Raw genomic sequence first — 20,244 nt, forward strand, 5'->3', positions numbered from 1 at the left:
AAGGGGTACGAAGAGAGAAATAGTTGAAAATATGGTTACTTGTCACGTTCGGCCTTCTTTGTTATGGTTATAGCAAGAAAGAAGTAGGAGGACAACAAGATGGCAAAAATTATGGTTGTAGAAGATGAAGAAATCATCCGCCAACTCATCATGGAAGAACTGGAAAAGTGGCAGTTTGAAACGTTCGGTACCTCTGATTTTAATCAAGTATTTGCAGACTTTGAAAAAGAAGAACCTCAACTTGTTTTATTAGATATCAATCTTCCGGTCTTTGATGGCTACTACTGGTGTCAAAAAATTCGAGAAGTCTCCAAAGTGCCGATTATTTTCATCTCCAGTCGAAATACCAATATGGATATGATCATGGCGATGAATATGGGCGCAGATGATTTTGTCACCAAGCCTTTTCAAATTGATGTGCTGATTGCCAAAATCAATGCTTTATTGCGACGTTCATACAATTATGGGGAACTGTCGAGTGAAGTCATGAGTCATAACGGGATCACGTTGAATGTTGATAATGGGAGTATGGAAATCAACGGTGAAATCATCGATTTAAGTAAGAACGAATATCGATTACTATTTATCTTGATGAAGCAACATGGGAAAATCCTTAGCAGAGAAAAGTTATTGAGAGCATTATGGGATGATGAGCGGTTTGTTGATGACAATACATTGACAGTCAATATCAATCGTTTACGTCGGAAAATCGAACAAGCAGGGATCAAAGGATATATCGAAACAAAAGTCGGGCAGGGCTATATTGTTCCCTGAAAGGATGAAAATAAATAATGAATTTCTTTAAATACTTAAAGGATCAATGGTCGTTGCTCTTAGGCTGGCTCTTTTTTGTCTTGCTAACGATTTTTGTCATGTGGTTAGCACCTAATATTTTAGTCGACTGGACGATGGTTGGCTATCTGGCACTTATTCAAGCCGTATTTTTGTTTTTTTATTTACTTGTCCGTTATTTAAGCAAACGTCATTGGTGGGAAAAACTTGCCGATCTCAAACAAATATCTCCGCTGCAAAGTTATTTGAGTGGCGGTCATACAGAAGAAGAAAAATTAGTCGAAGATTATATCAATCAATTGATCCGTGAGCATCAAGAAGTTATGCAAGAGGCGATTAGTAACCAACAGGATCAAAAAGATTACATTGATTCGTGGGTCCATGAAATCAAGGTGCCTTTAGCAGCCTCTGAACTCTTGGTGCGTTCGATTGAATTTGATATTGATGATCAAAAATATACCCTACTAGAAAACGAACTAGCCAAAATCGATGAATATGTAGAACAAGTTCTTTATTATGCACGGTTGGATAGTTTTTCGAGAGATTATTTAATCCAAGAGTATGAATTAAAAAGCATCATTCAGCCAGTGATACGCAGTCAGGCGAATTACTTTATTCAAAAAAATCTTCGGTATGAGATTATTGGAGAAGATCAAAGAGTTTTAACAGATGCCAAGTGGGTAGCTTTTATATTCAAACAAATTTTGAGCAATGCGATTAAATATACACCTGACCATCGAGAAATCATCATTTCGATCGAAAAGAACCAACAAGGGATCTCTTTAGCCATCAAAGACTCGGGCATCGGTATTCCTAAAGAAGACTTGTCGCGGATTTTTGACAAAGGATTCACAGGTTCTAATGGACGATTGAGTAAAACACATTCTACTGGTTTAGGGCTTTATTTGGCTAAATCCTTAGCTGAAAAACTTGGGATCCAACTACTTGCTGAATCAATTGTAGGAGAGGGAACAACGATGACCCTGTTTTTCCCAATCTTAAATTTCTATAATGAGAAACGTTAGAAAATAGTTAGAATCGAAAAAAACTTCTTGTGTTGTGAACGTTTTCGCTGATAAGTTTCATATCATGTGAAATAAAAGGAGATTAGTTATGGAAATTTTAATAGCATTAATCCCTATGGTAGCATGGGGAAGTATTGGTTTAGTAAGCGGGAAAATTGGTGGCGATGCCAATCAACAGACATTAGGGATGACGATTGGTGCATTTATCTTTTCATTAGTTGTCTTTTTCATCGTTAGCCCAACAATCACACCATGGATTTTCTTGATTGGATTCCTCTCTGGGTTAGCTTGGAGTGTTGGTCAAAACGGACAGTTCCATGGAATGAAATTTATGGGCGTTTCTGTTGGTTTGCCTTTATCGACTGGTTTTCAATTAATTTTGAATACGATTGCGGGAGCCGTTTTCTTTCATGAATGGACACAAACGAAAGATTATGTATACGGTATCCTAGCTTTAGCCCTTCTTGTTAGCGGTGCCTATTTAACAGCTCGCCAAGATGATGAAGGAAAAGTTGATACTGACAATAAAATGCTTGATTTTGGTAAAGGGTTTAGAGCATTGATCTATTCAACGATTGGTTATGGTGTTTATACGATCATTGTGAACTGGGCTAACTTGGATGCGATGTCAATCATCTTACCTCAAAGTATCGGAATGATCTTAGGTGCAAGTTTCTTTGCCTTTCGTAAAGTTAAAGTGGATCAATTTGTTTGGAAGAACATGATTTGTGGTTTGCTATGGGGAATTGGGAACGTGTGCATGCTCTTAACTGTTAAATCACTTGGTTTAGCTGTTGGATTTTCATTATCACAGATGGGAATTATCATCTCAACTTTAGGTGGTATTTTCATTTTGGGAGAAAAGAAAACGAAAAAAGAACTTGTTTACGTTATTGTCGGTTGCCTTTTAGTCATTTTAGGTGGTATCATTTTAGGGTATATGAAAACGGCTTAATGGCCGTTTTCCAACCTAAAATAGGGAGGTACTGCCATGGATTTGTTTCGTAAGAAAGAAATCAATCTCAACCACACAAGTGGGATGAAGAAAGATCTGAAAACGTCCGATTTAATTATGCTTGGAATTGGCGCAATTATCGGCACAGGAATATTTGTAGTGACAGGGGTTGCGGCCAATCAAAATGCGGGTCCAGCACTGTCACTTTCATTCGTTTTAGCTGCAATCGTTGTCATTTTATCGGGGTTAAGCTTTGCTGAGTTTGCCTCACGTGTGCCAGTCATTGGTGGCCCGTATGCGTATCTTTATGTTGTTTTTGGTGAATTTGCCGCCTGGTTAACAGGTTGGTTGTTGATTGGCGAATTTCTATTAGCAGTATCGTCGGTTGCTTCCGGCTGGTCTGGTTATGTTCAAGGGTTCTTGGAAGGATTTGGAGTCCATTTACCACAAGCCTTGACCAGTGGTTATAATCCTGACAATGGCACCTATGTCGATTTGATCGCAGTGTTCGTTGTCATATTTGTGACATACATCGTTTCTTTAGAAGCCAAAAAAGCATTAAGATTGAATAATATCATGGTATTTGTGAAATTCGGTATTATTGCATTATTTATCGTTGTAGGGATTTTCTTTGTAAAACCTGAAAACTGGCAACCATTTACACCATTTGGTTTTTCAGGCGTTCTAGATGGAGCAGCTCTAGTCTTCTTCGCTTTCTTGGGATTTGATTCAGTTGCAATGGCAGCCGAAGAAGTGAAAGAGCCACAAAAAGACGTTCCTCGAGGGATCATTGGTTCGATCTTGATTGCCACAGCTTTATACATCGTAGTTACCTTGATTTTAACGGGGATTGTTCCGTTTACTGAATTAGGGGTCAGTGACCCAGTTGCCTTTGCGATGCGTTACGTTGGTCATGGAACAATCGGAGCTGTGATTGCAGTCGGTGCCATTTTGACGCTCTTGACCGTAACGATTTCTATGATGTATTCGCTAGCTCGGTTATTGTTTGCTGTAAGTAAAGACGGTCTTTTACCTAAATTTATGACAGAGATCGATGAAAAGCATCGGACGCCTAGAAAGGCGACTTTTGTAGCTGGGGTAGCGGCTTTATTTTTCGCTGGTTTCTTCCCATTGAATATTCTCGCTGAACTAACAAACATCATGGCGTTGACCTATTTGATGTTAGTCAGCTTAGGATTACTTAAACTAAGAAAAATGTTTGGTAAACCAAAAGCCGGTGAATTTAAAGTGCCATTTGTACCGATATTACCGATCATATCTATCGGTACATGCTTGGTATTAATGCTTCGTTTACAACCAGTCACATGGATCGTCTTCGGTATCGTGATGGCGATTGGATTAGTGATTTACTTTGGTTATGGGTACCAACATAGTAAAATGAATCAACAAAATTGATGATTCGTTCTTTCTAAACGACCTAGGTTTAGAACCTATAGCGTAATTTTATAAGACGAGTGTAAGACATCTTGAGTCCTTCGATGAATTGGTTAGCCAAATTCATTTTGAAGGATTTCGGGGTGTCTTTTCTATCCTTTTAAAGCATAAAAAAGATGTTGGCGAATTTCACCAACATCAAAAATCTAGAGCTTTTTTTGATTGTTCAATGCAAAATAGTCTTATTGTGTTAAATCGAGTAATTTTTGTTTCAAGTCGTCTTCCATATGACCAAGTTCGACTTCTGCATGACGACGTTTTTCTTTTCCTTCTTTTTGGATGCGTAATGTTTCTTGGATCGTTTCGATCAAATCATTTTGAGTTGTTTGTAAGGTTTCAATATCAACGATCCCACGTTCATTTTCTTTTGCTGTTTCAATAGCAGAGATTTTCAACATTTCTGAATTTTTCTTCAATAGATCATTGGTTGTCTCAGAAACTTGACGTTGGGCAGTTACCGCATCTTTTTGGCGAAGTAACGTCAAGGCGATCACTACTTGGTTTTTCCATAGAGGGATCGCTGTTGCGATTGATGCTTGGATTTTTTCTGCTAACGCTTGGTTAGTATTTTGGATTAAACGGATCTGTGGTGCTTGCTGGATAGTGATCTGTCTTGCCAAACGTAAGTCATGTGTTCGTTTGTCTAAACGATCTAGAAATTGAGTATAATCATTTGCAATTTGAACATCCATTTGATCGCCTGTTTCTTCGGCTTTTTTCATTGCTTTAGGAATGATCGTTGTTTGAAGTTCTTCCATTTTCAATTCGCCAGCTGCGATATAAATATTCAGTGCATCAAAATAATCTTTGTTTTTTTGATAGAGTTGTTCGAGCATCAAATTATCTTTTAAAAGCCCGTCTTTTTCTTTTTCTAATTTAACAGAGATTTTATCGATTTGGGCACCGATCTTTTGATATTTTGCAGTCACTTCATAGATCGATTGTTTTACTTTGCCAAACATCCGTTGGAAAATATTGCCTTCGCCAGCTCGTAATTCATCAGGATTTGCTTCTTGCAGACGATACATCAATTCAGTCAATGAATCTCCGACAGGACCAATATCTTGTGCCTGTACATGATTTAACATGGATTGTGAAAATTCACTTAACTTCGTTTGAGCAGCAGAACCGTAGCTGATCACCGACTGTGCATCTGAAACATCGATTTTAGCTGCTAGCTCTTTGGCTTGCTCTTGTCGTTCAGCAGGTAGTTTATCAATCAAGCGTGCAGCGGTTTGTTGTTCTTGCAAAGCATTGATTTCTGACTGTTGTGTTTGGGTTAATTTATCTGTTGGGGTAGAGAACGGATTATTTAACAAATCATCTAACGTGTCATTTACAGGTGTTACCTCTTTAGGTTTATTATCCATTTAAAACTCCTCCTCGTGGTTCAATGTGATGCGATAGGTTCAATGTTATCATTTTTGTAAAAAAACGGTTGTTCATCTTATTCATCTATTATAAAGGATAAACAAAAGAAAGGATAAGCAAAAGGAGTGTCTAAGAAACAAAACACTCCTTTATGATTCTATTAACCGATCATTGAGATTGATTGTTATCATCAGATAGATTCTCTCGTTTTAAGCTTTGTTTCGCAACTGATATTTCTACATCTAGATCATCTAAATCTTCAGAGACAAATTGTTGATAGTCTTGAGCAATCAGATGTGCTAGTTGATCAATGATTTGTGAACTCTCTTCGAGCTTTTCATAAGTCTGTTTGTTTTTGATTTCATGGTCGTTGATCTCAATATATTTATTGGTCAAATCGACTAAGTTTGGTAAGTGAGTATAAAGAAATTGACTTGCTTCGTGTAATCGGTTGGGCTCTTTCACCAATGCTTTGAAGAGTGCTTTGGCCGCCTTCACTGTATCGTGACGAAGATCGACAGCTTTTAGTTTGGCTGTTTGTTGCATGTTTTGTTGCAATTGTTCAATTTCGACTTTCGTTTGATTCATTGTCTGTCTAAAGAAAGTAATCTCACTAGGTGTCATCCCGCTTTTTGTATAATGTGATTCAAGTTCATCAGATAAATCGGGCATTTCATTTTTTGCTGATTTTTTCTTGCCAGAGCCAAAGATTCCCCAAATCACTAAAGCTGCGCCGATAATCAAAATGACTGTTACTAAAGAAAAGTGACCTTGACGAATCAAAAGAAACACCAACAATAGACCTAAGATCCATCGCCAATTTAATTTTCGCATAATAAGCCCTCCATATATATTCCATCCATTTTAAGTAATGAAGCGTTGTTCTCATTTCCACCCTTATTTTAGCACACTCAACCTAAGAAAGAGTATGGGACTAAAGGAGGATTTTGTAGATTTAGAGAATTTCTAAGGTTTAGTTATGGTAAACTAAAAGAAAACTCTAGAAAAATTGAAAAGTAAACGAAAAGCGGGTATTATTACAAAGAAAGTGGGAGAAAGATGCTTGAATATGAGCAATTTGAAGAAAAAACGATCGAACGAAAAGAAATCTATCACGGAGCAATCATCGATGTTGCAGTAGATGACGTCCGCCTGCCAGATGGAAAACTTGCCAAACGTGAATTAGTGTTTCATCCGGGTGGTGTAGGGATCATCGCATTTGATGATCAGGATCGTTTATTATTAGTGAAACAGTTTCGGAAACCATTAGAAAAAGTGATTTTGGAGATCCCTGCTGGGAAAATCGATCCAGAAGAAAGCCAAACACCGGAACGTACCGCTGCAAGAGAACTGGAAGAAGAGACTGGGTATCGGGCAGGAAAGCTCAAACATGTTTCATCTATGTATCTTTCACCAGGATTTGCAAATGAGATCATGCATATTTATCATGCGATTGATTTACAGAAAGTAGAGAATCCGTTGGCTCAAGATGAAGATGAGGTGCTTGAATTATATGCACTGACTTTCGCAGAAGCTAAACAAGCAATAGATGATCAACTGATCTGTGATGCGAAAACCATGTATGCGATCCAATATTGGGAGCTATTGATTAAAGGAAAGTAGAGGGATCGGCTGATGGCCAAAGGACCGCTGATTACGAGAAGTGAATTACGTAAACGACAGCAGGCGCAAGCCCAAGAGTCATTAAAACGGCAAAGAAAAGAAGAGGCTGCTTATCAGCAAGAAGAAAAGAAAATTGCTAGTTTTTATCGAAAGGAACAAAAACGGAACAAACCTATCACAAAAACAAGAATCGGTGAACGTGAAAAAACGACGAAGTGGAATTCATTTTTGATGAAATCCTTGATTATTGTTATTCTATTATTGTGTGTCGTATTTTTTGCGGTCGCATTTATTTAGAAAGAAGGAAAAAGCTATGAAAATCGGTATTATCGGTGCAATGGAAGAAGAAATCAAAATTTTAAGAGAAAAGCTAAGTGAACCCTTGTCATGGGAACGAGCAGGAGCATTGTTCATTTCAGGCTCTTTAGGAAGACATGAAGTAATTGTGGTTCGTTCAGGGATCGGTAAAGTTTTGGCATCAGTCACGACTAGTTTGTTGATCCAACAATATGGTGTAAATATGGTCATCAATACAGGTTCAGCGGGTGGTATCGGACAAGGGCTACAAGTAGGCGATATCGTAATCTCTGATAAAGTAGCTTATTTCGATGCAGATGCAACCGGATTTGGCTATAAGCCAGGACAAATACCAGGGATGCCGCTTTATTATGAAGCAAGTACGTATCTTCGCACAGAGATGGCAAGAGCAGCCAAAGCGATAGATCTGAATGTGAAAGAAGGCTTGATCGTTACTGGAGATACGTTTGTTGATTCTTCCGAAAAAGTAGAAGAGATTTTAACAAACTTTCCAGATGCGTTGGCTTGTGAAATGGAAGGAGCGGCTGTTGGACAAACGGCTCGTCAGTTCAATATTCCTTTCTTGATCGTTCGTGCGATGAGTGATACTGCTGATCATGCAGCGACACAAACCTTTGATGAGTTTATTGAAGATGCAGGGAAACGTTCTGCTGAGATGGTAATCGAATTTGTCAAACATCTTGTATAAGGAGCCCATTAATGAAAGCATTGATCTCGATTGATTACACGTATGATTTTGTGGCAGATGACGGGAAATTAACGACAGGTAAAGCTGGGCAAGTGATTGAACAAGCAGTGACGACTCACACGAAAAAGTTTATCGAAGAGGGAGACTTTGTGGTGTTTGCGATTGATGCGCATGACCCATCGGATAACTTCCATCCTGAAAATAAACTATTTCCTCCGCATAACGTGATTGGCACCAATGGTCGTGCCCTTTATGGTTCGCTACAAGCTGTTTACGAAAGAGCTCAAGAACAAGCCAATGTCTATTGGATCGATAAGCGGCATTACTCTGCTTTTAGTGGAACAGATCTAGATATTCGGCTCCGTGAGCGGGGGATCACTGAACTCTATTTGACTGGCGTATGTACGGACATTTGTGTGTTGCACACAGCTGTTGATGCATATAATTTAGGCTATCAACTGTTTATTTTTGAAGATGCTGTAGCTAGCTTTGATCCAGTCGGTCATGACTGGGCACTACGTCATTTTGAAACAGTCCTCGGGGCAACGTTGATCAAGTAAGTGTAATAAAAATTTTTCAAAGTAAGCTTGCTAATGATTTGTGAGCCTAACTGGTTCTTGAAGTAACCAGATCGTTCTGTCGTACGATAGAGTAAGTCAATACGGAAAAATAAACCGAAGGATTCGAACATAGTTTATCTATTTTCGAATTTCTTCGGTTTATTTTCTTTCATAATTTTGTGAGATTTTTTAAGTCAATCAATCAGTATCCATTTTAAGCCGATGGTTCGATTCTTTTCCAATCGCTGAAATAGCGGATTTTTATTAGGAGATAAAGAGTTGGTTTGCTAGTTTGTGCTTATGAATGAGTGGCAATAACTTATAGGTAAGCAAACTAGCTACGAACACAAGTAAGATATCGCAACTTAAATCAATCAATGTGGAAACTGCTAGCACACTGTAAAGAACATTCGTTTCTTTAAGGTAAAAGAATAAAATCAAGCATTTATACAACAGACCGATTAAATAGAGATAAAGTAATCCTGAATAGTTAATGATCAGGATTTTTTTTAATGGGTGCCATTTTCTACGCCAGAACAATTTTGACAGGGCGGCTTGAATCAGTGGGAAAGTTGCAAAAGATAGTAGAAAGCCAAAACTAGGTTTAAAAATATAAAAAATACCTCCGCCACTAGCGAAAATCGGTAATCCAATGAGCCCTAGGATCAAATAACTGAATGTGACAATGAGCCCGTATTTTGTTCCTAATAAAGGATAAATCAGATAAATCGTTATAATTTGTAAAGATAAATAATCGAATAGTGGTAACGGAATCACTAGTTTTGCTGTGATGATCAATAATGCCATCATCATCGCCATCATGGTGATATCTCGCCTATTTGTATACATTTAAATGCCACTCCTTACTAAGTTCTCTTTTTTTTGTTCTCGATTTTAACCAATGAGTTAAATCCTCTAAATAGGGTAATTTGCCAATTTGTGTGATTCCTGTCTTATCTGTCATCCATTGGCTTAAATCTTCCATGTCATTCTTTTCATTTGCTTTACTTGAATTAAAAACCAGACCTGCTATTGGAATGTTTTCGCTTTGTAATAAACTAGTCGTTAGCAACGTATGATTGATTGCACCTAAATAATTATCCGTAACGAGAATAACCGGTAATTGCAAAAGTTTGATCATGTCTAACATGGTTTGCGAGTCATTAATGGGAGAAAGCAGACCACCTGCTAATTCAAAAATCGTGGGTCGATTTTTTTTCAAGACAACATTTGCTTTTTCCTTCAAGACAAGTAAATCGATCCATTGTTGTTCTTTTCTGCTAGCGATATGTGGAGAAGCTTCTAATGACATTGAATAGAAATGAACAATATTTTGTTTCTCAATATGGCAGGCTTGATAAAAATCTGTATCAGGAAACGGTCCTGTTTGGATCGGTTTCACGAGTAACGGTTCCTGATTTGTCAGATTACGTAAATATTCATAGAGTAAGACACTGATCACTGATTTTCCACAATCGGTATGAATCCCGCAAATAATATAATTATTCTTCATCACAGACACCAGCCACAACTAAACCTAAACGATCAAGCATTTTTTGATCTTCAGAAATAGGTGCTCCTTTCTCTGTCAAATAGTTGCCTAAAAAAATAGAATCCACGATCAATAAAGCAAATGGTTGGAGTTCTCCTAAATGAAACTCTCTTCCGGCACTTACCCTAAGTTCTGTAGTAGGGAATAGTAACCTCAGCATGGTTAAGATTTTTAAACATTTCATAGGGGTTAATTCATTGTGTTCCTCAAACATTGTTCCAGCAATTGGAAGTAAAAAATTGACTGGAACGGAATAAGGCTCTTGATCTTTTAAGTCAAAAGCCAGATCGACTAATTGTTCATCTGTTTCTCCCATGCCACAAATAAAACCAGAGCAAATATTCATTTTGTGCTGACGAAGTTTGTTTAATGTTTCTAACCGATCATCATAGGAATGGGTCGTTGTGATGTTTGGGTAATTATCTCGACTAGTATTAAGATTATGATTCAACCGATCTACTCCACACGATTTTAAATAATCAATTTGTTCCTCTGTAACTAAGCCAATGGATAAACAAATCTCAATCGACATTATGCTTTTGATCGTTTGAATTGCCTCACCTAAAAGATGGATTTCTTTTTTTGATGGGCGTGTTCCGCTTAACGCAATACAAAACACACAGGAATGATTCTTTTTAGCAATCAACGCTTTACGAATGATTTCTTTTTTGGGTAATAATCCATATGTTTCAATCGTTGCAGAACTTTTTTTTGATTGCGCACAATAACCACAATCTTCTCTACACAAGCCGCTCTTAGCATTCAGCAATGTATTCAGACGGATGATATTTTGTGACTTGTTTGTTTTGAGCTGAAGGGCTTGTGCATAATACCCCCATAAATTAGTTTTGTCTTTTAGTATCTCCAGACATGTTGTTTTTGTTAGCGGAACACAAGGTTCGAATAGATTTTCCATAAAAACACCTCTTTACTTTCGTTAACTAATTTTATTACAAAGGTTAACGAAAATAAAGAGGTAAATGAAATGATGCAGTTTTATGACTATTTATGGTCGGAAAGGGTAGATAACAGTAGAGAACAGTGAAGGAAGATGGAAGGATTTATTTTTCTTTATTAAGTGGAGTTGGTTTGTGGGTAGTCAAAATGAGCTTGGTAGAAAAGTAAATGATAATATTAAGATAGGTTGAGACAAAAGTGTTCAGCATCAAGAAATAAGAAGGAATTTCCGAAAATTGACAAGAAACAAAAAAACTCGTTTTTGATGTTGATTGTTACCTACTTGGTGCTTCTCAAATTTTTGGTAAATTTCGACAAATTTTCCGAAGATGCTACTTTTGTCTCACCGTGAACAAGAGGTCGTGAAAAGAGTGTTTTGACCTGAGCGCTCACCAAGTAAAAACTGCGACGAGTAATCGCAGGAGCATTAAGGATGGAAATCTCGAAACAGCTTCCCATGTTTTGAGATTTTTTGACTTATCGCCGAAGATCAGCTCTTTGAACACCGTGAATCAGAGGTCGTGAAAACATCGGGTAGCTCTGATGACAATAAGAAAGAATTTTTTGAAACAGCTCCTCATGTTTTGAAAAATTCAGGCTTATTTCAAGGAGCTGATGTTTGAACACCGTTTAGCAAGAGGCTGTGAAAGAAGCGTTTAGCTCCGAGCGAATAAGAGAGGATTTTTTAAAATAGCTCCTCATATTTTAGAAAATCATCGCTTATTGTTGAGGAGTTGCTTCTTGAACGCCGTTTATCCGTTTTTAGAGATACTAGAAAAGACTGAGACAACTTTTGTCTCAGTCCCTCGTAAAGAGAAAAATAGTGTTCAAACAACCGCTCCTTGAAATAAGTCAATTTTTTTATATGAGAGGTTGTTTCAAAAAATTTTCTTATTGCCATTGGAGCGTTTTTTAACTGTATTACCAGATATGCACTCGTTTTTCAGGTGGAAGATACATCGCGTCTTTTTCAGTGATCGCAAATGTTTCATAAAATTCCATCAAGTTTTGGGGTTGGATATTGGCACGTAATTTAGCAGGGGCGTGAACGTCGATTTGTAACAACAATTGTTGGTATTCTTTTTTTGCTTTTGTCCGCCAAATCGTCGCCCAGCTGACGAAAAAGTCTGCTAGTGAGTGATCTGCTTCGGTTTTTGCTGCTTCTAAAGCACAACTTAGACCGCCCGCATCTGCGATATTTTCTGAAACAGTAAGCTTACCATTAACAGTACCATCAGCAAATGATAAGCCATCAAATTCTTCGATCATTGCTTGGGCTTTTTCTTGGAAGTGCGCTAGATCTTCTTCCGTCCACCAGTTATTTAAATTACCATATTCATCGAATAAGGCACCATTATTATCGAAGGCATGAGAGATTTCATGGGCGATGACAGCGCCGATCCCACCGTAGTTTGCTGAACTTGATTGTTCTAAACTATAAAATGGTGCTTGTAAAATAGCAGCTGGAAAAACAATGACATTTCTGAAAGGGTGGTAATAGGCGTTGACTGTATCAGCACTCATTTCCCATTCCGTCCGATCAACAGGTTGATTCCAGCGACCAAAACGTTCTTTCAATTCGATTTTGCTGAAGGCTAAAGCGTTGGAAAGCAAGGTTCCGCCTTCTTCTTGTGTCACTGTTTGGTACTTCGTATATAACGAAGGGATTTGGTCTGGATAGCCGACCTGAACTCCTAGTTTATCTAATTTGATGATCGCTTTTTTTCGAGTAGTATCGCTTAACCAGTTGTTTTTTTCTAAACGATCTTTATAGACAGAGATCATTTTTTCGATCATATGCTCAACATCTTTTTTGGCCGCTTCACCAAAGTATTTTTTGCCATAATAATCGCCAACGACTTGGTCAAATTGACCTGAAGCTAAGTAATAGGCAGCTTTTTTCTGCGGCATGGCTTCATCTGTGCCTGAGAGTGTCCGTGAGAAGATTCCGCTGATTTGTCTAAAGTCTTCTGATAGATAACTACTCAACGAACGAATCGTTCGGACGATCATCCAGCTTTTGATCAATTGAAAATGTTCTGTGGTTAGTAGTTCGCCTAACTGTTCAAAATAAACAGGATCCGTCACGATTACTTTATCCGGTGTGGTACCAATCAATCCCACTGTCAACTTTTCCAGATCCAGTTTATCGGTATAGTGGATGAAGGTGTCAAATGACCGGGGATTGTACATTTTGCTGTAATCCGCTTTTTCTTCCGCACTTTTAACATGAGGCGCAACCAATCGATCAAATTGGATAGCTTGTTCAACGATTGCCTCTGCTTGGCTTTTTTCTTTTCCGGTTAATTCAACGAGTTGGACCATCATATCAAAGAAAACGCCTAATAGTTGCGCACCATTTGGATGTTCTGCAGTATAGTAAGTTTTGTCAGGTAAAAATAATGAAGGGGGATAAGCAAATAATGCGTTTGTTTGTGCATTTTTCATATCCGCATCGACATCTAAGCTAAATGGTAAAGGTAAACTATCCAATGTCCAAGTAGGAAATTGTTGGTTCAAGTCTTCAAAAGATTCGATTTTTTCAATTCGTTCAATTAAAGGAAGCAACGGTTTAGCAGCTAACTGGTTTCTTCGATCATAATCATTAGCTAATTGATAAAAATGAAGAAAGTGACGCATCATATCTGATTGGACTTTATCAGGTTCAGCCATCATATGATCAATATCTGTCATCAAAAGATCATCGATACCGTCAACTAAGTCCTGGAAACCGCCAGTGGCTGGTTTATCAGCGGGGATCTTGGCTGTTTTTAGCCATTCTTCATTCACAGCTTCAAAAAAGTCTTGCTTTATAAGTTCTTTGTTCATTCGGTTATCGCTCCTTTTTATCTAATGTTCCTATTATCATATAAAAACAGCGAATAAACAAATAGAAAGAGGAAAGAAGCACTTGTTGGGGTCTTGCCGTAGGCACAGCAGAACTAGTCTATCTGATTTGTTTTTCTCCTTATTTCACTTATAATAAAAAAGACGGAGGTGATTCGTTCTTGAAAACTGTATTTGAACAATCAATCGAATGGAATCTAGATGGTATCAAGAAACGGTTAAGCGCTGTGGAACAGTTGGCGATGAAGGATGAAGAAAAGGGTTACGCTTTAATTTTTGAAGATGGTAGTTATGTCATCCTAGATCAAAACAAACAACCAATAGAATACGGTCCTGCGAGCCACTCCTACCCAGATGCAAGAAAAGCTTATCAACTCGTACCGATGACTGAAGCAGAAGTCACCAATATTTCTCGTTGGCTTGCAGATAATCGTGAAAAAGCTTTGATTGCGCCAAAGGAAAACGGACAAGAACTTTTGGATTGTTGGGTGGGATTGCCTGAACAACGGTTTTTAAACTATAAAAATTGGCGGACACCGTATGGCTATCTTTGTGGGACCTATGCTGCAACTGTCCTTATTGCTTATTACCAAGATTTTCAAAACGAATTGTTTTTCTCTCCAACGTTACGTGAAAAAGGAACGAAAGACCATGCGCAACTAAGTGAAGCATTACGCCAAGCGATCCAGCCGCTAGGACTTCCGACGGTTCCCGGTCAAGTCAGTCATGGTATCACGAAGTTTTTAAAACATACAGGAAATCGAGTGTCTGCTAGAAGTACGATGCTTGGTTCTTGGCAGCGAGCGACTAAACGGATTCGCCAAGGAAAACCTGTGATCTTAGGGGTGTTGAAAGTATTAGGGAGCACCTATGGCAATCATTGGGTCACTGCATATGCATATTATCAATCCTCTTCTGGAGAACGCTTTTACAAAGTTCATGACAACTGGGGCAACACGGATCAATTGATTCCTGCTAGTTGGTGTAATGGAACTGTTTCGCTGCCTTAAAAATTATTTACAGAAATTACCAGAAAAACTGGAAAAAATATGTTAAACTATCGAAGAAGAGAGAACAATAGGGAGGACAACATGAGTAAAAAGTATCAGGATGACACATTGAAAATCTTTAGCTTGAATGGAAATCGACCACTGGCAGAAAAAATTGCCAAGGTGTTTGGAACGGAGCTAGGAAAAAGTGTCGTAAAACAATTTAGTGATGGAGAGATCTCGATCAATATCGAAGAAAGTATTCGTGGGGATCATGTTTATATCGTGCAATCAACCAATCAGCCAGTTAATGATTATTATATGGAATTATTGATCATGATCGATGCGATGAAACGTGCCAGTGCAAAAACAATCAATGTTGTGTTACCTTATTACGGTTATGCCAGACAAGACCGTACAGCAAAACCACATGAACCGATCACAGCTAAATTGATTGCTAATTTGATCCAAGAAGCTGGCGCAACTCGTGTGCTGACATTGGATTTGCATACAGTTCAAGTCCAAGGATTCTTTGATATCCCTGTAGATAACTTATTCACAATGCCATTGTTTGCTCACTATTACCGAGAACTTGGTTTAACAGGTGACGATATTGTTGTCGTTTCACCAAAAAATAGTGGTGTCCAACGTGCAAGAAGTCTTTCTGAATATTTGAATAGTACATTGGCGATCGTAGATCACGCCGATGATGCAGATGAAAATAGTGGATATGTGATTGGCGATGTCCAAGGAAAAACATGTATCATGGTCGATGACATCTTGAATACTGGTGCAACGCTTGCTCGAGCTGCTAATGTTTTGAAAGAAAACGGAGCAAAAGAGGTTTATGCTTGTGCTTCACACGGCTTGTTGTCTATTCCTGCAAAACAAATTTTAGATGATGCACCGATTAAAGATATCTGCATCACTGATTCTGTATTTACTCAAGAAGAACGTCATCCTAACAATTTAACGATTGTTACTTGTTCAGAGCTGATGGGAGAAGCGGTTAAACGAATTCATGAAAATACACCAATGAGTCCATTGTTCCGTCTAGAAGAAAAAGTATTTGATTAATCATTTTTTGTTAAGTGATGAAATAAAATTCGTTCGACAATCGTGGTAGCACGAATTGTGGAACGAATTTTTTTCTAAAAGTTGGGAAACTATCCTGGTTTAGTGATTGTTTCTTTGGTAACTTGCTTATTTTATGCTAGAATGTGCCTAGTTCTATTTGGAAGGGATGAAAGAAGTTGGAAAAAATCTATTTGGATCATGCAGCGACGACGCCCATGCATCCCTACGTCATTCAAGAAATGACCACAATGATGCAAGAAACCTTTGGGAATCCTTCGAGTATCCATGGCTTCGGCCGAATTGCCCATGAAAAGTTAGAAACAGCAAGACAACTTATTGCTGATAGTTTACAAGTCAATGATCATGAAATCATTTTTAATAGTGGAGGGACAGAAGGCGATAATACAGCGATCCTTGAAACGGCTTTTTCACGAAAAAAAGACGGGAATCATTTGATCACTACCGCTATCGAACATCCTGCTGTCTTGAATACAATGAAATATCTGGAAACACAAGGCTTTGAAGTCACGTATTTACCAGTAGATGAAAAAGGCAATATTTCACTAACTGACTTTGATGAAGCATTAAGTGATGAAACGATTTTAGTCTCGATCATGTTTGGGAATAATGAAATCGGGAATTTGATGCCAATCAAAGAAATCGGCGAACGATTGCGGGAACACCCTGCTTATTTTCATACCGATGCGGTTCAAGCTTATGGGAATCAGACGATTCATCCAAGGGAGTTAGGTGTTGATTTACTTAGCATCTCTGCCCATAAAATCAATGGACCAAAAGGCGTAGGATTTTTATATAAAAAAGATGGCATAAATATTCCTTCACTACTTTTAGGTGGAGAACAGGAAGAGAAGCGGCGAGCAGGTACTGAAAATCTCGCAGGTATTTGGGGAATGGCGCAAGCGGTCAAACTTTTAACTGCCGAAGAACGTGAAGCTCGAAGTGAAAAATATGCTGGATTCCAAGAATTGATTTTGAATACCTTGGAAAAAGAAGGAATTTCTTATCAAGTTAATGGTGATTTAAACAACAAATTACCACATGTGTTAAACCTTCGATTACCTGGTGTTGCGAATGACTTACTTTTGATGAAGTTGGATCTTAATGGGATTGCGATATCTACTGGGTCAGCATGTACAGCTGGTAATATCGAACCTTCGCATGTGCTGGAGGCAATGTATGGGAAAGATACACCAATCCTTAAAGAATCCATACGAATCAGTTTTGGTTACGGCAATACCAAAGAAGAAGTCCAACGTTTTCTTGATGTATTGATCCAATCAATCTAAGTTGGAAAAAACCTAGTAAATGATGCAAGAAACTTTTATAATAAAAGTAGAAATCAATTTACCGAGGTGAAAATCATGGCATTTGAAAAAACAGCCACAGTTTTAGGAGCAAAAACAAGTTATCGTTTACATCCAGATGCAAAACGTTACACTTTGAGAGACAATGGATTTACCGAAACAAATGGCGGCAATTATCAGTTGATCCGTCCGCTAGATGCAACCCCACAAAGCAAAGAAGGGTTTAAACTAAAAATCACTGTTTCAAAGGATATCCAAACACTAAAAATGTCTATTACGACAGCTAACGGATTGAAAGCAGTCAATATTTTTAAAGACGACCGACAAAAAATGAGTCAAGATAAATTTTATTTTTTGATGGATGGTATGATCAGCCGAGGATTATTTGAAAAAGTCTAAGGAAGTCGAACGTATCTATCATTGTTGCCAGTAAAAAAAGCAAAGAGAACAGCTAGTAAAGCTGATTTCTTTGCTTTTTTACTATCTATTGAAACGGGACAATCGCTAGAGAATAACCATTCCTCTATTCTACTTTTGTCCACTCATCTAAGGATTTACCATTTTCATCAATGATTTCTAACCAGCTGTTTGTTCCACCGAAGTAGAGTAACAGACTTGCTTCATTGACGCTTTTGACGATAATATCTTTGCTCGTTTTATTTCCTACAATGCTATCTTTATAATCATCACGTAATTTATCCCCATATTTTGCCGCATAACTGACGGAACCGTCTTTATTTAAAGGAGCTTCAGCTAATAGTATAGCCCCCTTTTTGATCAACAGTTCATTTCGACTGATCCAATAAAGCGTTGCCTGGCTGTTTCTAAAATTGACAGTAAAAGGGATCTCACTAACTTCTTTCGTCCAACGATGTCTTGCTTTTGCCGGCTTTTTCTTTTGAGGACTGCTTTTTTCTAAAGAGTAACCAAATACTGCCAAGATTTTTGTGATTTCTTCGACTGGTTCCGCTAACTTTTTGACTTGTACTTGAGGGATCGTTTCTTTTGCGGAATCATCGATTTCTACTGTCAATCCCGTTGATTCTGCCTGTTCTTGAAGTAGGTAGCTTAGATGACTGGCTTCAAGATCCCAAGGAAGTTGAACCAATACGATGTGATCCCAACTTTTAGGTACCACGTTTTGACCGATTGCGATACATTGTTTGTTTTTGAAAAATAGATAAAGTGAATGATCAGGTAGAGCTGGTTTTTCTTTTGTGATAGTCATCTTCCCATGTTCATTTGGTAACGTAATCTCGATTGCTGAAGGAGTCAGAGTAGTATGAAAGCTGATAGGCATAATCAATACCTCCTGTTTTTCCTTAAGTTTACCATGATTTACTTGTGATTACTTTTTTCTAGCATTGTACACAATAGGCAATGAGAACAATGAACAACCGCTTTTTAGTTAAACAGACAATCACTTTTGATAGAAAAAGAGCTAATATTTGTTTAATTCTTTGTTGTTGTTTATTCTAAAAGAAAAAGACGTAAGAAGGGGTCAATATGAATTTTTTTATTAGTGATATGCACTTTTTTCATAAAAACTTATTAGGCAAAAATGATTTTGCCCCTCGTTTATTTGCTAGTGTGGAAGAAATGAATCAGCAACTAACCAATAGCTGGAATAAAGTTGTCAAAGAAACCGATCATGTGTATCACTTAGGCGATCTGGCGATGCACCCACAATATGAAAAAGGTAGCCAAGACATACTGGAGTTGGTGCAACAACTCAATGGGACAATCCATTTGATCAAGGGGAACCATGACAGCCGTGCTTTTTTCAGGTATTTAGAAAAACATGATCCAGGAAACAAGGTTGGTTCAAAAAAGTTTTATTTTTATGATGTCGGAACTATCATCAAATTCAATCATCAGCAATACTATTTGACTCATTATCCAATGTTGCTGGGATCAAACGATAGTATCCGTAATCTTCATGGACATATCCATCATTATAGTGTACCGATCGGTAATGATGTGAATGTCGGTGTAGATGCGCCAGAAAGAGAACTGTTGAAAGTGCAACAACCCTTTGGCACACCGTTATCAGAAGATGACATTGAAGAAATTTACGAAGCCAAACAACAAGAATTAGCACGTCTTCAATAAAAATAAGGACGTAAAACATTTCTGCTAGTCTAGAAAAAATAATCCTCTTAAGTTCGCTGTTAAAGCGAACTTAAGAGGATTATTAATCATATGATGGATAGTGATTTTTTTGTTCAGTCTAGTCCTTATAAAATGCAATAGACATATTGACCATTGTCATTATACCCTTTAGCGACTGTTGCGGTACCTTGATTTAGTTTGCTCACGTCTTGCGCGATATCTTTTGAATAAACGATCAAAGTTTTTTCTGTCGTATGTTGATTCAACCAATCGATCCCGTAATCAACAGTTTGGTTCTTGATGATATTGTTGTAATATTTGCCATATTTTTCTTTAGCTTCTGCGGTCATATGGTAATCATAATTCAGACCGTAGCCATTTCGGTAAGCGACGGCGGTTGAAAAAGAACCATGGAATCGCAAATACGTCGCATAACGATAGGTGCCATTTTCTAGTTTAACTAAGGCGTAAAAATGATTGTAGAAATAATACCAGCCACCCGCCATTTTATTATGAGCAACATCGGCATTTAAAGGATTGGGGTTGCTCAAGTTATATAGTTCATAGATCGACAAGTTCTCCGTATAATCAAATCGTT

21 protein-coding genes are annotated in these 20,244 nt (G+C 37.9%); 13 read left to right on the forward strand and 8 right to left on the reverse strand.

Going from position 1 to position 20,244, the window contains the following annotated elements; genetic code table 11:
* The first annotated feature begins 99 nt into the window (after positions 1–99).
* The 4 genes from AB3H90_RS09970 (at position 100) to AB3H90_RS09985 (ending at position 4,188) form a co-directional block, all read left to right on the forward strand.
* Positions 100–774, forward strand: coding sequence for a response regulator transcription factor (locus AB3H90_RS09970; RefSeq protein WP_010720833.1), 675 nt, complete (start codon positions 100–102; stop codon positions 772–774).
* A 17-nt stretch (positions 775–791) separates the two neighbouring features.
* The gene (locus AB3H90_RS09975; RefSeq protein WP_010720832.1) at positions 792–1,817 is read left to right on the forward strand and encodes a HAMP domain-containing sensor histidine kinase; all 1,026 of its coding nucleotides are present in this window, start codon (positions 792–794) and stop codon (positions 1,815–1,817) included.
* Positions 1,818–1,905: 88 nt separating this feature from the next.
* A complete protein-coding gene (locus tag AB3H90_RS09980) occupies positions 1,906–2,772 on the forward strand; it encodes a GRP family sugar transporter (protein ID WP_010720831.1) in 867 nt (288 codons plus the stop codon).
* A gap of 36 nt (positions 2,773–2,808) precedes the next feature.
* Positions 2,809–4,188 carry an APC family permease gene (locus AB3H90_RS09985; RefSeq protein ID WP_010720830.1) on the forward strand — a complete coding sequence of 460 codons (1,380 nt, stop codon included), beginning with the start codon at positions 2,809–2,811 and terminating at the stop codon, positions 4,186–4,188.
* Between the two features lie 221 nt (positions 4,189–4,409).
* On the opposite strand, the gene AB3H90_RS09990 is transcribed toward AB3H90_RS09985, so the two are convergent.
* Positions 4,410–5,597 (reverse strand): toxic anion resistance protein, encoded by a 1,188-nt coding sequence (locus AB3H90_RS09990; RefSeq protein WP_010720829.1) that lies wholly within the window; start codon positions 5,595–5,597, stop codon positions 4,410–4,412.
* 169 nt (positions 5,598–5,766) lie between these two features.
* On the reverse strand, positions 5,767–6,432 hold the full coding sequence (locus tag AB3H90_RS09995) for a 5-bromo-4-chloroindolyl phosphate hydrolysis family protein (protein WP_010737126.1): 666 nt from the start codon (positions 6,430–6,432) through the stop codon (positions 5,767–5,769).
* Positions 6,433–6,657: 225 nt separating this feature from the next.
* On the opposite strand from AB3H90_RS09995, the gene AB3H90_RS10000 reads away from it, so the two are divergent.
* From AB3H90_RS10000 to AB3H90_RS10015, 4 genes are read left to right on the forward strand one after another with little or no spacing between them, the layout of a single operon-like run.
* A complete protein-coding gene (locus tag AB3H90_RS10000; RefSeq protein WP_010720827.1) occupies positions 6,658–7,221 on the forward strand; it encodes an NUDIX hydrolase in 564 nt (187 codons plus the stop codon).
* A 12-nt stretch (positions 7,222–7,233) separates the two neighbouring features.
* Positions 7,234–7,518: a cell wall synthase accessory phosphoprotein MacP gene (macP, locus tag AB3H90_RS10005; protein ID WP_010720826.1), complete on the forward strand. Its 285-nt coding sequence runs from the start codon at positions 7,234–7,236 to the stop codon at positions 7,516–7,518.
* Between the two features lie 16 nt (positions 7,519–7,534).
* The gene (locus AB3H90_RS10010) at positions 7,535–8,227 is read left to right on the forward strand and encodes a 5'-methylthioadenosine/adenosylhomocysteine nucleosidase (RefSeq protein WP_010737128.1); all 693 of its coding nucleotides are present in this window, start codon (positions 7,535–7,537) and stop codon (positions 8,225–8,227) included.
* A gap of 11 nt (positions 8,228–8,238) precedes the next feature.
* A complete protein-coding gene (locus AB3H90_RS10015; protein WP_081128460.1) occupies positions 8,239–8,787 on the forward strand; it encodes a cysteine hydrolase family protein in 549 nt (182 codons plus the stop codon).
* A 264-nt stretch (positions 8,788–9,051) separates the two neighbouring features.
* Here the strand turns inward: AB3H90_RS10015 and AB3H90_RS10020 are convergent, their stop codons facing one another.
* The 4 genes from AB3H90_RS10020 to AB3H90_RS10035 form a co-directional block, all read right to left on the reverse strand.
* Positions 9,052–9,636, reverse strand: coding sequence for a biotin transporter BioY (locus AB3H90_RS10020; RefSeq protein ID WP_368016657.1), 585 nt, complete (start codon positions 9,634–9,636; stop codon positions 9,052–9,054).
* On the reverse strand, positions 9,623–10,300 hold the full coding sequence (gene bioD, locus AB3H90_RS10025) for a dethiobiotin synthase (protein ID WP_368016658.1): 678 nt from the start codon (positions 10,298–10,300) through the stop codon (positions 9,623–9,625). The genes AB3H90_RS10020 and bioD overlap by 14 nt, the downstream gene beginning before the upstream one ends.
* The gene (bioB, locus tag AB3H90_RS10030; RefSeq protein ID WP_368016659.1) at positions 10,290–11,255 is read right to left on the reverse strand and encodes a biotin synthase BioB; all 966 of its coding nucleotides are present in this window, start codon (positions 11,253–11,255) and stop codon (positions 10,290–10,292) included. Before bioB ends, bioD begins: the two co-directional genes overlap by 11 nt.
* Positions 11,256–12,217: 962 nt before the next feature.
* Entirely contained in the window at positions 12,218–14,125 is a 1,908-nt protein-coding gene (locus tag AB3H90_RS10035) for a M13 family metallopeptidase (protein ID WP_368016660.1), read from the reverse strand.
* A gap of 179 nt (positions 14,126–14,304) precedes the next feature.
* Here AB3H90_RS10035 and AB3H90_RS10040 point away from each other — a divergent pair, with 179 nt between their 5' ends.
* The 4 genes from AB3H90_RS10040 to AB3H90_RS10055 all read left to right on the forward strand — a co-directional run bounded on the left by AB3H90_RS10040 (position 14,305) and on the right by AB3H90_RS10055 (position 17,933).
* Positions 14,305–15,153, forward strand: coding sequence for a dihydrolipoamide dehydrogenase (locus tag AB3H90_RS10040; protein ID WP_368016661.1), 849 nt, complete (start codon positions 14,305–14,307; stop codon positions 15,151–15,153).
* Between the two features lie 81 nt (positions 15,154–15,234).
* On the forward strand, positions 15,235–16,209 hold the full coding sequence (locus AB3H90_RS10045; RefSeq protein ID WP_034700648.1) for a ribose-phosphate diphosphokinase: 975 nt from the start codon (positions 15,235–15,237) through the stop codon (positions 16,207–16,209).
* 176 nt (positions 16,210–16,385) lie between these two features.
* Entirely contained in the window at positions 16,386–17,516 is a 1,131-nt protein-coding gene (locus AB3H90_RS10050; RefSeq protein ID WP_063627518.1) for a cysteine desulfurase family protein, read from the forward strand.
* Between the two features lie 75 nt (positions 17,517–17,591).
* Positions 17,592–17,933 (forward strand): DUF1831 domain-containing protein, encoded by a 342-nt coding sequence (locus tag AB3H90_RS10055; protein WP_010720816.1) that lies wholly within the window; start codon positions 17,592–17,594, stop codon positions 17,931–17,933.
* Between the two features lie 124 nt (positions 17,934–18,057).
* Here AB3H90_RS10055 and AB3H90_RS10060 read toward each other — a convergent pair whose 3' ends face one another.
* Entirely contained in the window at positions 18,058–18,834 is a 777-nt protein-coding gene (locus AB3H90_RS10060) for a hypothetical protein (protein WP_368016662.1), read from the reverse strand.
* Between the two features lie 206 nt (positions 18,835–19,040).
* Here AB3H90_RS10060 and AB3H90_RS10065 point away from each other — a divergent pair, with 206 nt between their 5' ends.
* Positions 19,041–19,646, forward strand: coding sequence for a metallophosphoesterase (locus AB3H90_RS10065; RefSeq protein ID WP_368016663.1), 606 nt, complete (start codon positions 19,041–19,043; stop codon positions 19,644–19,646).
* 125 nt (positions 19,647–19,771) lie between these two features.
* On the opposite strand, the gene AB3H90_RS10070 is transcribed toward AB3H90_RS10065, so the two are convergent.
* Entirely contained in the window at positions 19,772–20,221 is a 450-nt protein-coding gene (locus tag AB3H90_RS10070) for a hypothetical protein (protein ID WP_368016664.1), read from the reverse strand.
* Positions 20,222–20,244: the final 23 nt, after the last annotated feature.

Source organism: Enterococcus sp. C63 (genome assembly GCF_040887215.1).
GTDB classification, from domain to species: domain Bacteria; phylum Bacillota; class Bacilli; order Lactobacillales; family Enterococcaceae; genus Enterococcus_B; species Enterococcus_B hirae.

Excerpts from the sequence above, each read along its gene's own strand:
- AB3H90_RS09990 (WP_010720829.1), bottom strand. The coding sequence starts at position 5,597 with ATGGATAATAAACCTAAAGAGGTAACACCTGTAAATGACACGTTAGAT.
- AB3H90_RS10055 (WP_010720816.1), top strand. The coding sequence starts at position 17,592 with ATGGCATTTGAAAAAACAGCCACAGTTTTAGGAGCAAAAACAAGTTAT.
- AB3H90_RS09995 (WP_010737126.1), bottom strand. The coding sequence starts at position 6,432 with ATGCGAAAATTAAATTGGCGATGGATCTTAGGTCTATTGTTGGTGTTT.
- AB3H90_RS09985 (WP_010720830.1), top strand. The coding sequence starts at position 2,809 with ATGGATTTGTTTCGTAAGAAAGAAATCAATCTCAACCACACAAGTGGG.
- AB3H90_RS10000 (WP_010720827.1), top strand. The coding sequence starts at position 6,658 with ATGCTTGAATATGAGCAATTTGAAGAAAAAACGATCGAACGAAAAGAA.
- AB3H90_RS10015 (WP_081128460.1), top strand. The coding sequence starts at position 8,239 with ATGAAAGCATTGATCTCGATTGATTACACGTATGATTTTGTGGCAGAT.
- AB3H90_RS09970 (WP_010720833.1), top strand. The coding sequence starts at position 100 with ATGGCAAAAATTATGGTTGTAGAAGATGAAGAAATCATCCGCCAACTC.
- macP (WP_010720826.1), top strand. The coding sequence starts at position 7,234 with ATGGCCAAAGGACCGCTGATTACGAGAAGTGAATTACGTAAACGACAG.
- AB3H90_RS10060 (WP_368016662.1), bottom strand. The coding sequence starts at position 18,834 with ATGCCTATCAGCTTTCATACTACTCTGACTCCTTCAGCAATCGAGATT.
- AB3H90_RS10045 (WP_034700648.1), top strand. The coding sequence starts at position 15,235 with ATGAGTAAAAAGTATCAGGATGACACATTGAAAATCTTTAGCTTGAAT.
- AB3H90_RS10035 (WP_368016660.1), bottom strand. The coding sequence starts at position 14,125 with ATGAACAAAGAACTTATAAAGCAAGACTTTTTTGAAGCTGTGAATGAA.
- AB3H90_RS09975 (WP_010720832.1), top strand. The coding sequence starts at position 792 with ATGAATTTCTTTAAATACTTAAAGGATCAATGGTCGTTGCTCTTAGGC.
- AB3H90_RS10065 (WP_368016663.1), top strand. The coding sequence starts at position 19,041 with ATGAATTTTTTTATTAGTGATATGCACTTTTTTCATAAAAACTTATTA.
- AB3H90_RS09980 (WP_010720831.1), top strand. The coding sequence starts at position 1,906 with ATGGAAATTTTAATAGCATTAATCCCTATGGTAGCATGGGGAAGTATT.
- AB3H90_RS10020 (WP_368016657.1), bottom strand. The coding sequence starts at position 9,636 with ATGTATACAAATAGGCGAGATATCACCATGATGGCGATGATGATGGCA.
- AB3H90_RS10010 (WP_010737128.1), top strand. The coding sequence starts at position 7,535 with ATGAAAATCGGTATTATCGGTGCAATGGAAGAAGAAATCAAAATTTTA.
- bioD (WP_368016658.1), bottom strand. The coding sequence starts at position 10,300 with ATGAAGAATAATTATATTATTTGCGGGATTCATACCGATTGTGGAAAA.
- bioB (WP_368016659.1), bottom strand. The coding sequence starts at position 11,255 with ATGGAAAATCTATTCGAACCTTGTGTTCCGCTAACAAAAACAACATGT.